This is a genomic window from Streptosporangium sp. NPDC006007, from assembly GCF_040614315.1.
Taxonomy (GTDB): Bacteria; Actinomycetota; Actinomycetes; order Streptosporangiales; family Streptosporangiaceae; genus Streptosporangium.
Genome location: NZ_JBEXUG010000002.1, coordinates 259,819 through 275,219, shown reverse-complemented (window position 1 = coordinate 275,219; position 15,401 = coordinate 259,819). Strand labels below are relative to the sequence as shown.

The window sequence follows — 15,401 nt, the reverse complement described above, 5'->3', positions numbered from 1 at the left end:
TGCCCGCAGACTCTCCGCCGGCCCCCCGGACGGTCTCCCCGGATTCTTCGCCGGACTCCGGAGACCTCGCGGAGCCCGGCGCCCAGGAGCCCGACGCCGGGGGGCACGGGTCGCAGCCGACCGGGCCGCCGTTGCGGCTGAGCCCCAAGGTGCTGCTGACCGACCCGATCCGGATGCTGCCCTCCCTCTTCCTGCCGCTGGCCGGTGTCCTGTTCATCGGCGGGTTCTCGCCCGGCTCCTTTGCCTGGGCGGCCTTCGGCGTCATCGGCTCCGTCGCCTACAGCGCGGTCCGCTGGGCCACCTTCACCTACCAGGTCACGGGCGACAGGCTGGAGCTCAGCCGGTCACTGATCAGCAGGTCGGTACGGACGGTCCCGCTGGAGCGGATCCGCGGTGTCGACGTCAGCAACCCGCCGCTGCACCGCCTGCTCGGCATCGCGGTGCTCAGGATCGACACCGGCGCGGGCGGTGAGGACAAGCAGGAGGGTGAGCTCGACGGCGTGACCGTCGCGGAGGCGGAGCGGCTCAAGGCCGTGCTGCTCTGGCACGCGCGCGCCCGGATGGCGCGGCGCGCCCAGGTGAGAGGGGCCGCGGCGGTGCCGGGGAAGGCCGGCCCCGCGATTTCGGCGACCGGCCAGGTCGCCGGGCTCCCGGCGGTCGCCGGTGGGCCCGCGGCGGCCGGGGGTTCCCCGACGGCCCGTCACGAGGTCGGCGAGACGAATCCGGAGCGGGTGTTCTTCGTGATACCGCGCGGGTGGCTCGCTTACGGCCCGCTGTCGGGGGCCTACCTGCTGACCCCGTTCGCGCTGGTGGCCGGTGCCGTGGGCCTGGCGTTCCAGTGGGGCAGGGAACTCAGGATCGACGGACGCGCCGTGGTGGGCGCGGGCGAGTGGCTCTGGGGTCATCCGCTCCTCCTCGCGGGCCTCCTGGCGCTGCTGGTGCTCGCCATGCCGGTCGCCGGTGCGATCATGTACGCGGTGTTCAACTGGGACTTCACCCTGCGCGGCAGGGAGGGGTACCTCGTCGCCGAGCGTGGCCTGATCACACGCCGGAGCGTGTCGCTGGAGCGGCGCAGGGTGCGCGGGTTCGAGCTGGTCGAGGGGGTGGCCGAGCGCTGGGCCGGGGTCGCCCGAGCCTGGGCGATCGTGACCGGCCTCGGCGACTCGCAGACCCGAGGTCAGCTGATGCCGGTGGTGCCGCGCGCCACCCTGCTGGACGTGGTGGGCGAGGCGGTCGGCCCGATCGCCACCGGCCTGCGGGCTCACCCGGTGGCGGCGCGCAGACGCAGGCTGTTTCGCGCGGTCTTCCCATGGCTGCTGGTCGGGGGATGCGCGCTGTTCGCCGCCCTGACGTGGTCCCGGCTCTGGTGGGGGCCGGTGGCGGTGGCTCTGCTGCTGGCGGTGCTGGGTGTCCCGCTCGGCCTGGACCGTTACCGCTCCCTGGGGCACACCTACGACGGGGAGCGTCTGTCGGTCCGGTCGGGTTCGCTGCGCCGCTCCCAGGCCGTGGTGGAGGAGCGGGCGGTGGTCGGCTGGAAACTGACCCAGACCCTGTTCCAGCGTCAGGCGGGCCTGCTGACCGTGACCGCCGGGGTGGGCGCTGGCAGCGGAGGGTACGACGCGGTCGACGTCGGGGCGGCGGCGGGGGTGGCCTTCGCCGCCGAGGTGACCCCCGGCTGGCTCGCTCCGTTCGTCGAATCCCCGTGAGTGCGGAGACCTCCGCCTCGGGTGGGGAGGGGAAAGCCGCGCGGTGACCGGCGGTCCTGCGGGGTGTCCCGTGGGGGTGGCGGTCAGATCGCCGGACGCCTGACCGGCGACATTCCGGCGGCTCCGGGCTCTCGCGGTCCGGGTTCACCGTGCGGCTCCAGGGACGGCGAGGCGGGGGCGACCGGCGTTCCGGTCTCACCCCGCCTCGCGGAGTGTCGTCAGTCCTGGCGGCGGGCGCCGAACATGATCTCGTCCCAGGTCGGTACGGACGCGCGCCGTCCCCGGGCCTTCTTCGCCGGCCGGGCCGGAGCCGGGGCCTGCTTGGGCGGTTCCGCCGGTTTGTCGGGCACCGGTTTGGCGGCCTCCGTCTCCTGCGCCGCGACGGCCGCGGGCGCCTCCTCCCTGGCCGGTTCCGGCTGGGCCGGCTCGTCCACGCTGACGCGCGCCGCGGGCACCGCTATCGGCGTTTCCTGGGCCGGTCCCGGCACGGGAGCGGGGGCCGGGGGTTGCTCGCGGGCGGGCTCCGGCTTCACCTTGGCCGGTTCGGCGGTGCTCGCGGCGGAGGGGGACTCGGAGACACGGGGGACCTCGGCCGTCTCCGCGACGGCCGGTGCGGGCGGGGCGCCGGCCTCGGTCTCCGCGGAGGAGGCGGCCGGTTCGGCGACCGGGGGAGCGGCGGGTCGGGGTTCTCCGGTCGCCTCGACGGGTCCTGCGGGCACGACGGGGGCGGGCACGGCTGACCTCGCGATCACGGCCGGTTCCGGCGCCCTGACCGGCTCTGGGGCCGAGGCCGGCCTCTCCGAGGCGCCGGACTCCGGGGTGGCCACGGGGCCGGCGGGGACGGGAGCCGGTTCTGAGACCCTGATCCGGGTGACGGGCTCGGCCGCCCTGGCCACCTCGGGGGTCCTGATCGGCTGTTCGTAGGGGACGGCGTCCGGGGCGCGCAGCGGTGGCACGGTGGACCTCGGCGGCTCATATCCGGCGGGGAGCGGCGGCATCGGAGGCTGGACGTAGGCCGCGGGCGGCGCGGGTGGCACGGCCTCCGCTTGGGCCGCAGGAGGCTCGGGTTCGACGTGGACGGTCCGGGGCTGGACCGGCTCGTGCCGCAGGACCGAGGGGAACGACACCGGGGGCTGGTTCAGCGGTTCCGGTGCCAGGGGCGGCACCGGCGCGAGCTTGGCCACCCGGGGCACGAACGGGGTGACCGTGGTGTCCTCGACCGGCTCGACGTACTCGCCGGCCGACAGGCGCATGGCCTCGTCGTCGTGTGGCGTGATGTGCCGCCGGCGCGGATCGAAGATCCACTCGGCGTTGCGGCTGTGACCGTTCCACACGAAACCGAGCTTGATCCGCCACAGGTTGTCGTCACGTTTCGCGGAGTCCCAGTCGATCTCGTCGGCGGGCACGCCGCGCCGGGTCAGTCGTTCGGCGACCAGGTCACCGAGGGTGGGACCGGGAGCGGAGTCGCCCGGCAGCCGCACGGCGCACCGCTGCGCCTGCTGAGCCATGTACTCACGTTCCTGGAGCACGGGGCCCTCGAACCATCGCACGCGCTCGACCGGGATACCCGCCGTGGCGGCGATCTCCTCCGCGGTCTCGCCGGCACGGATCCGGGCCTGGATCTCCTTGGGGCGCAACGGACTCTCCACTTCGATCTCGTACTGGCCGAGACGGGAGAAGTTGCCGCGGACGGCAGCACGGAGCCGGTCGTCGACGGGCAGCGTGAACCGGGTACCCCGGCCGGCCGTCGCCAGCACGAGATAGGTCCCGTCCTCACTCACCGCGACGAGTCGGAGCTCCTGCATGCGAGTCCCTTCGTCGTCGTGCTCAATCTTCCCCCGGACCCTTGAGTCTCTCGCGTGTGCCGGTTGCCTGCCAGCACCGTACCCGGCATGTCCGAACATCGCCTTCCTGGATGGGGCTCGCAGCGATGTGACGCCCGTCACATTTACTCCATCCATCTACTTATCGGGCACCGGTGCGGAGCAGTACGTTCGGAGTCCTCGACGGATTCTCCCCAATAACTCTGGGTGCCGTCGCGGACTTGGGACAAGAGCCGGGAGACGGTGACGGGGCCGGCCCGCTGGTCTCGGGGCGAAGTGCCGCCGGCGCGGTGTGCGGCGGCGGGCCTGGACGGCGGGAGAAGGTCATCTCCGGCGGACTCCCTTGGGTTGAGCGGCGCAGGGCGTCTGCGAATCTGCCCGCCGTACCCGCCGTCGTAACGGTGGGACACGCCGATGCGTCATTCTTCGAGGGAGGCTTTACGCACGCCTTTACCGGAAGCCTGTGAGACGGGGCCGATTCGGGGAACGGGCGGCGAGCGCCGGCCCGGCCGGGAAGCCTCCAAAAGTCCGGTGGATCGCGGGCCGCGCCCGGCCGCGAGGGCCTCCCCGTGGCACCCCTCAGCCCAGCACCGTGCCCAGATGGTCGTTGGCGAACACCCGTCCGGGGTCCAGCCGGTCGCGCAGTGCCCGGAAGTCCGCGAACCGGGGGTAGACGGTGGACAGGTAGGACGCGTCACGAGTGTGCAGCTTGCCCCAGTGCGGGCGTCCGCCGTACCCGATCATGATCTCCTCCACGCCCTCGAAGTACGCCGGGTTCGGGGTCGGCCGGTAGACGTGGCAGGCGATGTAGGCCGAGTCCCTGCCGTAGGCGGTGGACAGCCACGCGTCGCTGGGCGGGGTGACCCGCACCTCGATCGGAAACGTGATCTTCCAGCCCCGCCGTTCCATCAGGTCGCGGGTGTCCCGGAGGGCCTGGCCGAGGTGCTCGCGCGCGATGGCGTACTCCATCTCCAGAAACCGTACGTCCCGCACACTGGCGAAGATCTTGTAGGAGGTGTCGGTGTGGGTCGAGGCCGACAGCGCCGCCGCCGAGATCGCGTTCAGCCGGGGGATCGCGCCCGGGAGGCGCTCGCCGATCCCGCACACCGCGCCGAACAGGGTGTTCTCCAGGAATCTGTTGTCCAGCCAGCGCCGGAACGCGCTCGGTGGGTTGGCCGGCCCCGCGCTCCGGTTGTTGCGCTTGGTCAGGCAGGTGCCGGTGTGCGGCAGCCAGAAGAAGTCCAGGTGCTCGTTGTCCGAGGTGATCGTGTCGAGCGAGTCGAGGATCTCGGTCAGCCTCATCGGCTGCCGGGTGCTGCGCAGCAGGAACGACGGCTCCACCCGGAAGGTCACCGCGGTCACCACGCCGAGCGCGCCCAGCCCCACCCGGGCCGCGTCGAACAGGTCCCGCTCGCTCACTCCGTCGCGGATCCTCCCGGTGCCGTCGCCGGACACCGTGACGACCTCGCCGTCGGCGAGCACCAGCTCCAGCCCGAGCACCTGGTCGGCGAGCCCGCCGGCCTCCCTGCCGGTGCCGTGGGTGCCGGTCTGGATGGCCCCGGCCAGGGTCTGGGCGGTGATGTCGCCCATGTTCGCCAGGGCCAGGCCCATCCGGTCGAGTTCCTCGTTGAGCACGCCGAGCGGCGTCCCCGCCGCCGCCGTCACCCAGCCGTCGCCGACCTCGCGGATCCCGGTCAGCGCGTCCGGCCGGAGCAGCAGGCCGTCGGTCAGCGTGATCCCGGTGAAGGAGTGCCCGGTGCCGACCATGCGCACCCGCAGCCCCGCCGCGGCGGCGTCCCGCACGGCCCGCGCCGTCTCCGCCGTGGATGAGGGGGCGCGGACCTGCGCCGGGGTGATGGACTGGTTCCCGGCCCAGTTGCGGAAGGTGTCACGCATGCTTGCTCCCTGACTGTCGGCGTCACGAAGCGCGCATGGTTCGTCCGTGGGGCCGGTTCACACTCACTTCGCGGCAAATATGAACACTACTCATGATTGCTGCTGTGGGACAGGGGGCCGCAGCCAGGCGGAGCCGGCGACTCCGATGATCATGGCCAGCAGGGCGGAGGCGAACGGGAGGGCGTAGGCGTTGGAGGCGCCGAACGTGTCGGTGAGCCGCCCGCCGGCCCAGGCGCCGAGCGCCACGCCGAACCCGACCGAGGTGGAGAGCCACGACATGCCCTCGGTGAGCAGGCGGGCGGGGACCAGCTGCTCGATCAGCGTGTAGCCCGTGATGATCGTCGGAGAGATGGCCAGGCCGGCGAGGAACATCGCCGCCGCCATGATCCTGACGTCCCCGATCAGTGTGATCGGGGTCAGGCCGGCCGCGAACACCCCGAGGGCGCGGACGAACCGGCTGCGCAGGGAGATCCTCCACCGCTGCGCGCCGTACCAGAGCCCGGAGACCAGGCTTCCGCTCGCGATCGCGGCGAGCAGCAGCCCCGCGGCGGCCTTGGCCCCGCGCTCCTCGGCGAACGCCACGGTGATCAGGTCCAGTGAGCCGAACACCGTCCCCATCGCCAGGAAGACGCACGAGAGCAGTGCGATCCCCGGGATGGTGATCGGGCTGCCCGGGTGCCTGCCGTCCGGTTCGGTCGGCGGCTCGGTGCCGCGCTGCATCGCGAAGGCGAGGGTGCCCGCCAGCGTGCACACCAGGGCGACGATCAGGCCGGCGTACGGGTTGACCAAGGTGGCCAGGGCGGTGACCAGCGCCGGTCCGGCGACGAAGATCATCTCGTCGGCGACCGACTCGAAGGAGAAGGCGGCGTGCAGGTCGTCCGATCCCGTCAGCAGATGGGACCAGCGGGCCCGCACCAGTGAGCCGAGCGAGACCGCGCTCACCCCGACCAGGACGCCGGTGGCGAACAGCGTCCATATCGGCGCGCCGAATTCCCCGCAGAGCATCAGCCCCGTCAGTGCGGCGCCGTGCGTCAGGACGAGCGGGACGATTACCCTGGCCTGGCCGAACCTGTCCACCAGGCGTCCGGTCAGGGGGGCGGCGACGGCGTAGGAGACGCTGACGGTGGCCGCGACCGCGCCCGCCACGGCATAGGAGTCGGTGAGCGCCTGGACCAGCAGCACGATGCCGATGCCCAGCATCGACATCGGCATCCGCCCGAAGAACCCCGCGACGACGAATCCCTTGACGCCGGGCCTGCTGAACAGCCTCCGGTAAGGCCCGACCACTGGAAGTCCCCTTTCGCACGGTATGGGCGTGGATCGTATCGACGATTCCGTACCGGTCCGCCACTCGGCAAATCGTTTTTCATGCGACTTATTATGCAATGCCACACATCATGGTCACTTGGGGCTAACGTGGGCGCAGTGTGGCATCTTCCCAGGTTAGGGGTGTTCGTCACGATGCTGGCCGTGATCGCCTTCGTGGCCATCGGGGGCGCGGTGCTCATCGTCACCCGCCCCGCCGACTCCCCCACGGCCACCGTCGCCGATTCCGTCGCCGACCCCGGCGTCCGGGACCTGACGAGGCTCGTCCCGCAGGCCGAGCCGGTACGGGCCGACCCCACACCGGCCGGTACGGCGCCGGCGGAGCCGGCCCCCGAGACCTCGGCGTCCCCGGTCACCGGCGGCCCGGGAGTCACCCCCACCCCGCCCCGGCTGCTCGTGGTCTCCCAGACGACGCTGCCGGAGCGGACCAAGGAGGACATCTCCCGGCTCAGGCACGTCCAGAAGATCGACTCCTTCGACGGCGGGGCGGTCAGGGTGTCGGGGACCGGGCTCAACCTGCTCGCGGTCGATCCGGCGAGGTTCCGGGCCTGGGTCCCTGAGGCCGTCGCCGGCCATCCGGAGGTGTGGAGCGCGCTGGCCAGGGGGGAGTTCGTCGCCGACGGCTCGGCGGTGCGCCGCCTCGGGCTGGTCCTCGGCTCGCGGTACCAGGTCGACGGCGGCCCCCGGCTCCGGCTCGCGGCGTCGGCCTCGTTCGGCCTGCCCGGCGTCGACGGCCTGGTGGGCACCGAGACCGGGCGGCGGCTCGGCCTGCTGCCCGGTGTGGCACTGCTGGTGCACGGTCCCAAGGAGGCGACGGCCGCCCTGAGCGCCGGAGTGCGCAAGCTGCTGAGTTCGGGCGCGCAGGTGGTCACGGTGGGCGGGAGCCGTACCGCGAAGGCCACCGCGGACGGAACGGCGGCCGGGACCGGGGACGGGAGCGGCGCGGGGGAGAAGGCCGGAGACGGGGCGGGGGACACCGCGAAGGGCGGGAGCGCGACGGGGACGGCCGGTGGAGGGGAGGCGCGCCCGGCCCGGCGGGCCACGGTCGGGCGGCCCGGCAGCTATCTGGAGCTGTACCGCAGGTCGGCGGCCGTCTGCCCTGGTCTGTCGTGGACGGTGCTGGCCGCGATCGGGCAGGTGGAGAGCTCACACGGACGCGACAACGGGCCGTCGTCCGCGGGGGCCCTGGGGCCGATGCAGTTCATGCCCGCCACCTGGAAGGCCTACGGCGTCGACGGTGACGGTGACGGCGCCGCCGACATCTGGAGCGCCTACGACGCCGTCCCCTCGGCGGCCGGCTACCTGTGTGCCAACGGCGCGGGCCAGGGCGGGGCGAAGCTGGAGAAGGCCGTCTGGTTCTACAACCACTCCTGGTCGTACGTCGGCAAGGTCATGTCCATCGCCCGGGCCTACGCCTCGGCCTACCCCTGACGCCCGCCTGTGACGCCCGCCCCCGACGCGCGGCCCCTGGCGCCCGCGCGGCGGCTACCTGTGACGGCGGGGCGGGGCCGGGCAGCAGGTGGCCGCGCACGGGACCGGCTCGGGCTCGGCGAGCAGCTCGCCGACCATCGAGACGAACCGGGGGTGTGTGCCGGCGGTCGCGGCCCTGGCCAGCGGCAGGCCGATCCTCGCGGCCAGGTCCGCGGCCTCCACGTCGAGGTCGTAGACGACCTCCATGTGGTCGGAGACGAAACCGATCGGCACCAGCACCACCGCCGGGGCGTCGAGCCCGCGCAGGTGGTCGCAGACGTCGGGCTCCAGCCACGGGATGTGCGGCGGGCCGCTCCGGCTCTGCCAGACCAGGTCCCACTCCCGCCCGCCGCCGAGCCCGGCGGTGACCGCCGAGGCCGCCCGCAGCAGCTGCGCCCTGTAAGCCCCGCCGCGCGGCCCGGCCGTGTCGGCCATCGAGACCGGGATGCTGTGCGCGGTGAAGACGAGCCGCGCGGCGTCCCTGTGCTCGGCGGGCAGCCGCTCCAGGGCCTCTCGGGTGTGGTCGACCATGGCCGCGACGAAGCCGGGGTGGTCGAAGTAGTGACGGAGTTTGACGACCTCGGGGGCGCCCTCGACCGCGGCCCTGGCCAGCGCGATGTCGTCGATGTACTGCCGGCAGGCCGAGTAGGAGCTGTAGGCGGCGGTGACGAGGGCGGCCGCCCGGCGTACGCCGTCGGCGGCCATCCGGCGCAGCGTGTCCTCCAGGTAGGGGGGCCAGTTGCGGTTGCCCCAGTAGACCGGCAGGTCCACGGTCGGCTCGACGGCGGCGATCAGGTCGCGGCACTGCTGGTTGATCGGGCTGTGCCCCCCGAAGCGCTGGTAGTGCGCCTCGACCTCCAGCAACCGTTCGCGGGGGACCTCCCGGCCCCGCACCACGTTCTCCAGAAACGGCATCACGTCGTCCGGCTTCTCAGGTCCCCCGAACGAGACGACGAGCAGTGCGTCGTAAGTCCCCATGACACTCATCAAACCGCATGCCGGGACGTCCTCACGCCCGGTCACTGCGGCTCATTCGAAAAGCGGGCCTTTCCCGAATACGTGATCGGAGAAGACACGCGGGGTAGGTTCGGAGCGTGACGCCATTTAGCGACATCCGCGACTATGTCGGCTTACCGCGGGTGACATCCCTGCGGCTCTCCCCCGATGGCACTCGCCTGGTCGGCGTGGTCCAGGCACTGAACCCCGACGGCAAGTCCTACGGGACGTCCCTGTGGGAGATTCCCCTCGACGGCGGCGCGCCGTACCGGCTCACCAGGTCCGCGCGGGGTGAGGCCGGGGCGGAGTTCACCGCCGACGGTGATCTCCTGTTCTGCTCCCGCCGCCCCGACGCGACCGTCAAGGACCCCGACGACGACGTCTCCACGCTCTGGCTGCTCCCGGGAACCGGGGGCGAGGCCAGGCAGATCGCCTCCCGGCCCGGCGGGGTGACCGGGTTCGCCGTCGGCGGGCCGAGCGTGGTCTTCGGCTCCGACGTGCTTCCCGGTGACGAGGCCACCGAGGCCGAGCGGCGCGCGAACCGCAGGGACGGCGGGGTCGGCGCGATCCTGCACGAGAGCTACCCGGTCCGTCACTGGGACCACGACCTCGGCCCCGGTGAGGCCCGGCTGTTCGCCGGAACCCTCGGGGACGACCGGCTGACCCAGGTCAGGGACCTCACCCCGCAGCCGGGGCAGGCGCTGTTCCAATCCTCCTACGACGTCACGCCGGACGGCGCCACGGTCGTGACCAACTGGGCGGTTCAACTGCCCGCCGGCGAGCTCGGCTGGCGGCTGGTGGCGATCGACACGGCCGACGCCGGCACCCGGCGGATCCTGGGGGAGCCCGACGGTCACGACTTCGAGGGGCCGGTCAGGATCTCTCCCGACGGACGGCTGGTCGCGTGCGTGCGCACCAGCCACGCCGACACCGTCCGGATCCCCGAGGTCACCCTGTGGATCGCGGACCTGGCCACGGGCGAGGGGCACGCCGCCGGCGGCGAACTGTGGCCGGTGGACTTCGCCTGGGCGCCCGACTCCCGGTCGCTGTACCTGGCCGCCGACCACCGGGGCCGCCGCCCGATCTTCCACGTCCCGGCAGACGGCTCGGAGCCGGTCAGGCTCACCCCTGACGACGGTGCCTATCTGTCGCTCAACGTCGCACCCGACGGCGCCGTCTACGCGTTGCGCGGCGCGGTGGACCGTGCTCCCCGGCCGGTCCGCGTCACCGCCGCCGGCACGGTCGAGGAACTGGCCTCCCCGGCCCCCGAGTACGGACTTCCCGGAACCCTGACCGAGGTCACCGCGACCGCCGACGACGGCGCGGCGGTCCGGGCCTGGCTGGTGCTGCCGCGGGACGCCTCGGAGGAGAGCCCGGCCCCGCTCCTGCTCTGGGTTCACGGCGGTCCGCTGTCGAGCTGGAACGACTGGTCCTGGCGGTGGAACCCGTGGATCATGGCCCAGCACGGGTACGCCGTACTGCTGCCCGATCCGTGCCTGTCCACCGGGTACGGCCCCGAGATGATCCGGCGCGGCTGGGGTGACTGGGGGCCCCGCACCCACGCCGACCTGATGTCCGTCACGGACGCCGCGCTGGAGCTGCCCGAGATCGACGCGGCCAGGACCGCGGCCCTGGGCGGCTCGTTCGGCGGCTACATGGCCAACTGGATCGCCGGGCACACCGACCGGTTCAGGGCGATCGTCACCCACGCCTCGCTCTGGAACCTGGATCAGTTCGCCGGCACCACCGACGCGGCCATGTACTGGCAGCGCGAGTTCGGCGTCCCGGGAGGCGAGCTGTACCGCGCGCTCTCCCCGCACCTGTCGCTGGACGACATCCGCACGCCGATGCTGGTCGTTCACGGGGACCGGGACTACCGGGTACCCGTCGGCGAGGGGCTGCGGCTCTGGTGGGACCTGCGGCGTACGGGGGTGGAGTCGAAGTTCCTGTACTTCCCCGACGAGAACCACTGGGTGCTCAAACCCGGCAACGTCGTGGTCTGGTACGAGACCGTGCTCGCCTTCCTGGCCCAGCACGTCCTGGGTCAGGAGTGGAAACGGCCGGAGTCGCTGTCGTGAGGCCGGGTGGGCCGGGGCCGGGGGCCGGTGGGCGGACGGAGACGCGGGCGCGGATCCTCACGCGGGGCGCGCGAGCGAGCGGAGGGAGACGGCCGTGGAGAGCGTCGTGACCCTCGCCCGGCTGGCCGAGGAGATCTCCAGGGAGGCAGGGGAGATGCTCACGGCCAAACGGCCCGCCCGCCCCGAGGTGCTGGCGACCAAGTCCAGCCCCACCGACGTGGTGACCGCGCTCGACCGGGCGTCGGAGCGGCTGATCCGCGACCGGATCAGGGAGATCAGGCCCGGCGACGCGATCCTCGGCGAGGAGGGCGGTCTGACCGGTGACGGCAGGGTCCGCTGGATCGTGGACCCGATCGACGGGACGGTCAACTTCCTGTACGGCCTGCCCGAGTGGGCGGTCAGCATCGCGGTCGAGGTCGACGGCGAGGTCGTCGCGGGCGTGGTCAACGCGGTGCCCCGGGGCGAGGTGTTCACCGCGGCCAGGGGCGAGGGCGCCTGGCTGGCCGGGGAGCGGCTGCGCTGCAACACCGGGGTGCCGCTGGACCGGGCGCTGATCGCCACCGGGTTCGGCTACGGGACCGGCCGGCGGAAGGTCCAGGCCGAGGTGCTCGCCCACGTGCTGCCACGTGTCCGTGACATCCGCCGCGGCGGCTCGGCGGCCCTGGATCTGTGCTCGGTGGCGGCAGGGAGGGTGGACGGCTTCTACGAACGCGGCCCGGAGTACTGGGACTACGCGGCCGGCGGTCTCATCGCCGTCGAGGCCGGGGCGAGGATCGGCGGGTTGCGCGGCAGGCCGTACAGTCCCGAGCTGACGATCTGCGCGGCACCGGGGCTCTTCGCTGAACTGCACGAACTGCTGGTCCCGCTCGACCCCGAACGCGACGCCTGACCCGTGCGGGCGCCCGGCGCGGGGGGACACGCGGTGTGCGGCGGGCGCCCGCCGCACACCGGACCGTGGGCCGGATCGGAGGAGACCGGACGCGAAGGAGCCCCCCGGGGCGCCCCCGGGGGGCTCCTTCGCATCAGCGCTGGATGGGGATGCCGTTGTCTGTGGCCAGACGGTGGAGATCCTCGATCTCGGCGGTGAAGGTGTCGGCGAGGTAGTGATCGCCGGAGGACCGGGCCTCTTGCAGGTTCTTGTATGCCTGGTCGAGGCGGTGTTCGATCGTGGTGGTGAACTCGCCCATCTCACCTTCTTTCTCACGGGGGTTGAAGGCCGGGTCGGCAAGGGGCTGGCTTCGGGCTGTACCCACCGCCGCCGGGCGGCTAAACCTATATGTGCCTTACATCACGCATTGTGGTGATGGAGGTATGGCCTTACCGCCGTCTTACGAGGGTACGGCGACAATGAGTAGCTGTTCCGGCGGCTGTTCGCAGATCTTAAGGGGAGGTGCCAGAGGCCGTGCGAGTGCTTGTGGTGGAGGACGAGCGGGTGCTCGCGGACGCGATCGCGACGGGACTGCGGCGTGAGGCCATGGCGGTGGACGTCGCCTACGACGGTGCCGGCGCGCTGGAACGGACCGCCTACATCGACTACGACGTGATCGTCTTGGACCGGGACCTGCCCAAGGTCCACGGAGACGAGGTCTGCCGCCGCCTGGTGGCCGAGCGGACCGCCTCCCGGATCCTGATGCTCACCGCGTCCGGCGACGTCGACGACAAGGTGGAGGGGCTGGGGCTGGGCGCCGACGACTACCTGGCCAAGCCCTTCGTGTTCATCGAGCTGGTGGCCAGGGTGCGGGCGCTCGGCCGCCGCTCGGCCCCGGCGCTGCCGCCGGTGCTGGAACGTGCCGGGGTCCGCCTGGACCCGGGCAGGCGCCTGGTCACCAGGGACGGCGAGGAGATCGCGCTCACCAAGAAGGAGTTCGCGGTCCTGGAGGAGCTGATGCGCGCCGAGGGCGCGGTCGTCAGCCAGGAGGACCTGCTGGACAAGGCGTGGGACGAGAACATCGATCCGTTCACCAACGTGGTGCGCGTCACCATGATGACCCTGAGGAAGAAGCTGGGTGAGCCTCAGGTGATCGAGACGGTGCCCGGGGTCGGATACAAGTTGTGAGTACGCCGGCGGGCGGGGGAGAGGAACGGCGCGTGGGTTTTCCGACGGGAGAGCCCGGCCAGTCCGTGCCGACCCACCCGATGATCAGCCCGCACTCCGAGCGGCTCCCCCGCAACGGCGGCCGGCCGTCCCCGGCCTTTCCGGTGAAACTCCAGCCGCCGCCGCCCACCGGGCCGCCGGTCTGGGACGGGCCGCCGCCGCCCGGCGCGGTCTCTCCGCGGTCCACCCCCCTGGAGCGGATGGGGGCGATCGTCGGCCGGGTCGGCATCCGGTGGCGGCTCACCATCACCTACGGCGCGATGTTCTTCATGGCCGGGGTCCTCCTCCTGTTCGTGATCTACATCATGGTGGGCTGGGCGATCGACAAGGCGTGGCCGCCGCTCGACCTGGACGGCTTCCCGCCGTCCCTCGCGGCCGACCTCGAACAGCGGTGGAACGTCTACCTGCACCTCGCCATCGACAGGGCGCGCGAGGCCCTGCTCACCCGGTCGCTGCTCGCCCTGGCCGGGGTGGGCGTCCTGGCGACCATCATCGGCTACCTCGTCGCCGACCGCGCGCTCAAGCCGATCCAGCAGATGACCGTGACGGCCCGCAAGCTCTCCGGCAGCACCCTGGCCCACGAGCGGATCGACCTCAAGGGGCCCGACGACGAGCTCAAGGAGCTGGCCGACACCTTCGACGCCATGCTCACCAGGCTGAATGTGGCGTTCGACACACAACGGAGGTTCGTCGCCAACGCCTCGCACGAACTCCGCACCCCCCTGACGATCAACCGGACGGTTCTGGAGATCGCGCTGGGCGACCCGGAGGCGTCGGAGGATCTCAAGGCGCTGGGCCGTACCCTCCTTGAGGTCAACGCCCGCAACGAGCGTCTCATCGAGGGCCTGCTGCTGCTGGCCCGCAGTGAGCGCGAGCTGAGCGTGCGCAAGCCGGTGGAGATGAAGGACGTCGCCCAGGCCGCGGTCGAACAGCTCGCCCCGCGTGCCGAGGAGGCCGGCGTCACCGTGACCACGGAGCTCCAGAACGCCGGTACCGTAGGCGATCCGGTGCTCCTGGAGCGCTGCGTGGCCAACCTGGTGGAGAACGCCATCAAGCACAACCTGCCCGAGTCCGGCCGTCTGTGGGTGCGCACGGGAATGGTGGAGGGCGCACTGGTTGTTCAGGTGGCCAACACCGGACCGCACGTGCCCGCGTATGAGGTGGGCAGTCTGTTCGAGCCTTTCCGGCGGCTCAACGCCGACCGGGTCGACTCGTCCAAGGGGGCCGGTCTCGGGTTGTCGATCGTCCGTGCCGTCGTGCGCGCTCACGGGGGTAATGTGACCGCGGTCCCCAGGGACGGGGGAGGTCTCGTGGTGACGGTGAGACTTCAGTCGCGCTGATCCGGCGGGGGGCGTCTCGTTCACGCCGTACATGTGGTTGGATGTGCCGTCGAACACGGTGGTGCATGTCGCCAATGCTGTGGTTTACGCCATATTTGGCTAACCGTGGCCACTGGCGGTGGGTCCCTCACGTGTGGGGAGGTTCGACGACCATTCCGACGGGGTACCGAAGCAGGAATCTATCTGGCGGATCGGGCACAAGTTGAGCCTCTCGAACGTTACACACGCGCGAACGAGCGCAGACAGATTGACAAGCGCAGACAGATAGACGAGGGGGATGGAGCAGACCGATGGCTACCGACTACGACAGCCCACGCAAGACTGACGACGACCTCAACGAGGACAGTCTTCAAGAATTGCAGGCACGCCGTACCGACAAGTCCTCGGGCAGCATCGACATCGACGAGACGGATCTCGCCGAGTCGCTCGAACTGCCGGGCGCGGACCTGTCCAACGAGGAGCTCTCGCTCCGGGTGATTCCTCGTCAGGCCGACGAGTTCACCTGTGCGCGATGCTTCCTGGTGCATCACCGCAGCCAGTTGGCCGTTGAGAGGAACGGTCAGCAGATCTGCAAGGAGTGCGCGGCCTGACGATGTTCCGACGGCCTGTCCGATGTGTGTCCGTCCATCGACGGGTAGGGCTCCAGGGCAGCCTTGAGGAGGTTCCGCGAC

Annotated in this window: 12 protein-coding genes; 7 read left to right on the top strand and 5 right to left on the bottom strand. The window is 71.8% G+C overall.

What is annotated here, in order from left to right; translation table 11 throughout:
- A partial coding sequence (locus tag ABZ194_RS02810; protein WP_355591377.1) for a PH domain-containing protein occupies positions 1 to 1,706 on the top strand: 1,706 nt, incomplete at its 5' end.
- 218 nt (positions 1,707 to 1,924) lie between these two features.
- On the opposite strand, the gene sepH is transcribed toward ABZ194_RS02810, so the two are convergent.
- The 3 genes from sepH to ABZ194_RS02795 all read right to left on the bottom strand — a co-directional run bounded on the left by sepH (position 1,925) and on the right by ABZ194_RS02795 (position 6,712).
- Entirely contained in the window at positions 1,925 to 3,511 is a 1,587-nt protein-coding gene (sepH, locus tag ABZ194_RS02805) for a septation protein SepH (protein ID WP_355591374.1), read from the bottom strand.
- A gap of 597 nt (positions 3,512 to 4,108) precedes the next feature.
- Entirely contained in the window at positions 4,109 to 5,425 is a 1,317-nt protein-coding gene (locus tag ABZ194_RS02800) for a D-arabinono-1,4-lactone oxidase (RefSeq protein ID WP_355591371.1), read from the bottom strand.
- 90 nt (positions 5,426 to 5,515) lie between these two features.
- A complete protein-coding gene (locus ABZ194_RS02795; RefSeq protein ID WP_355591368.1) occupies positions 5,516 to 6,712 on the bottom strand; it encodes an MFS transporter in 1,197 nt (398 codons plus the stop codon).
- 162 nt (positions 6,713 to 6,874) lie between these two features.
- Between ABZ194_RS02795 and ABZ194_RS02790 the strand changes: the two genes are divergently transcribed.
- A complete protein-coding gene (locus tag ABZ194_RS02790; protein ID WP_355591365.1) occupies positions 6,875 to 8,182 on the top strand; it encodes a lytic murein transglycosylase in 1,308 nt (435 codons plus the stop codon).
- Between the two features lie 54 nt (positions 8,183 to 8,236).
- Here ABZ194_RS02790 and ABZ194_RS02785 read toward each other — a convergent pair whose 3' ends face one another.
- Positions 8,237 to 9,199, bottom strand: coding sequence for a ferrochelatase (locus tag ABZ194_RS02785; RefSeq protein WP_355591362.1), 963 nt, complete (start codon positions 9,197 to 9,199; stop codon positions 8,237 to 8,239).
- 116 nt (positions 9,200 to 9,315) lie between these two features.
- Here ABZ194_RS02785 and ABZ194_RS02780 point away from each other — a divergent pair, with 116 nt between their 5' ends.
- Both ABZ194_RS02780 and ABZ194_RS02775 read left to right on the top strand, forming a co-directional pair.
- Positions 9,316 to 11,295 carry a S9 family peptidase gene (locus ABZ194_RS02780; RefSeq protein WP_355591359.1) on the top strand — a complete coding sequence of 660 codons (1,980 nt, stop codon included), beginning with the start codon at positions 9,316 to 9,318 and terminating at the stop codon, positions 11,293 to 11,295.
- Positions 11,296 to 11,389: 94 nt separating this feature from the next.
- Entirely contained in the window at positions 11,390 to 12,184 is a 795-nt protein-coding gene (locus tag ABZ194_RS02775; protein ID WP_355591356.1) for an inositol monophosphatase family protein, read from the top strand.
- A 133-nt stretch (positions 12,185 to 12,317) separates the two neighbouring features.
- Here the strand turns inward: ABZ194_RS02775 and ABZ194_RS02770 are convergent, their stop codons facing one another.
- A complete protein-coding gene (locus tag ABZ194_RS02770) occupies positions 12,318 to 12,482 on the bottom strand; it encodes a hypothetical protein (protein WP_355591353.1) in 165 nt (54 codons plus the stop codon).
- A gap of 215 nt (positions 12,483 to 12,697) precedes the next feature.
- On the opposite strand from ABZ194_RS02770, the gene ABZ194_RS02765 reads away from it, so the two are divergent.
- From ABZ194_RS02765 to ABZ194_RS02755, 3 genes are all read left to right on the top strand, one after another.
- Positions 12,698 to 13,351 (top strand): response regulator transcription factor, encoded by a 654-nt coding sequence (locus ABZ194_RS02765; RefSeq protein ID WP_355591350.1) that lies wholly within the window; start codon positions 12,698 to 12,700, stop codon positions 13,349 to 13,351.
- A gap of 32 nt (positions 13,352 to 13,383) precedes the next feature.
- The gene (locus ABZ194_RS02760) at positions 13,384 to 14,730 is read left to right on the top strand and encodes an ATP-binding protein (protein ID WP_355591347.1); all 1,347 of its coding nucleotides are present in this window, start codon (positions 13,384 to 13,386) and stop codon (positions 14,728 to 14,730) included.
- Between the two features lie 290 nt (positions 14,731 to 15,020).
- The gene (locus ABZ194_RS02755; protein WP_271222331.1) at positions 15,021 to 15,320 is read left to right on the top strand and encodes a DUF4193 domain-containing protein; all 300 of its coding nucleotides are present in this window, start codon (positions 15,021 to 15,023) and stop codon (positions 15,318 to 15,320) included.
- Positions 15,321 to 15,401 lie beyond the last annotated feature (81 nt).

Coding starts and splice junctions, on each gene's coding strand:
- sepH (WP_355591374.1), bottom strand. CDS start 3,511: ATGCAGGAGCTCCGACTCGTCGCGGTGAGTGAGGACGGGACCTATCTC.
- ABZ194_RS02800 (WP_355591371.1), bottom strand. CDS start 5,425: ATGCGTGACACCTTCCGCAACTGGGCCGGGAACCAGTCCATCACCCCG.
- ABZ194_RS02785 (WP_355591362.1), bottom strand. CDS start 9,199: ATGGGGACTTACGACGCACTGCTCGTCGTCTCGTTCGGGGGACCTGAG.
- ABZ194_RS02770 (WP_355591353.1), bottom strand. CDS start 12,482: ATGGGCGAGTTCACCACCACGATCGAACACCGCCTCGACCAGGCATAC.
- ABZ194_RS02755 (WP_271222331.1), top strand. CDS start 15,021: ATGGCTACCGACTACGACAGCCCACGCAAGACTGACGACGACCTCAAC.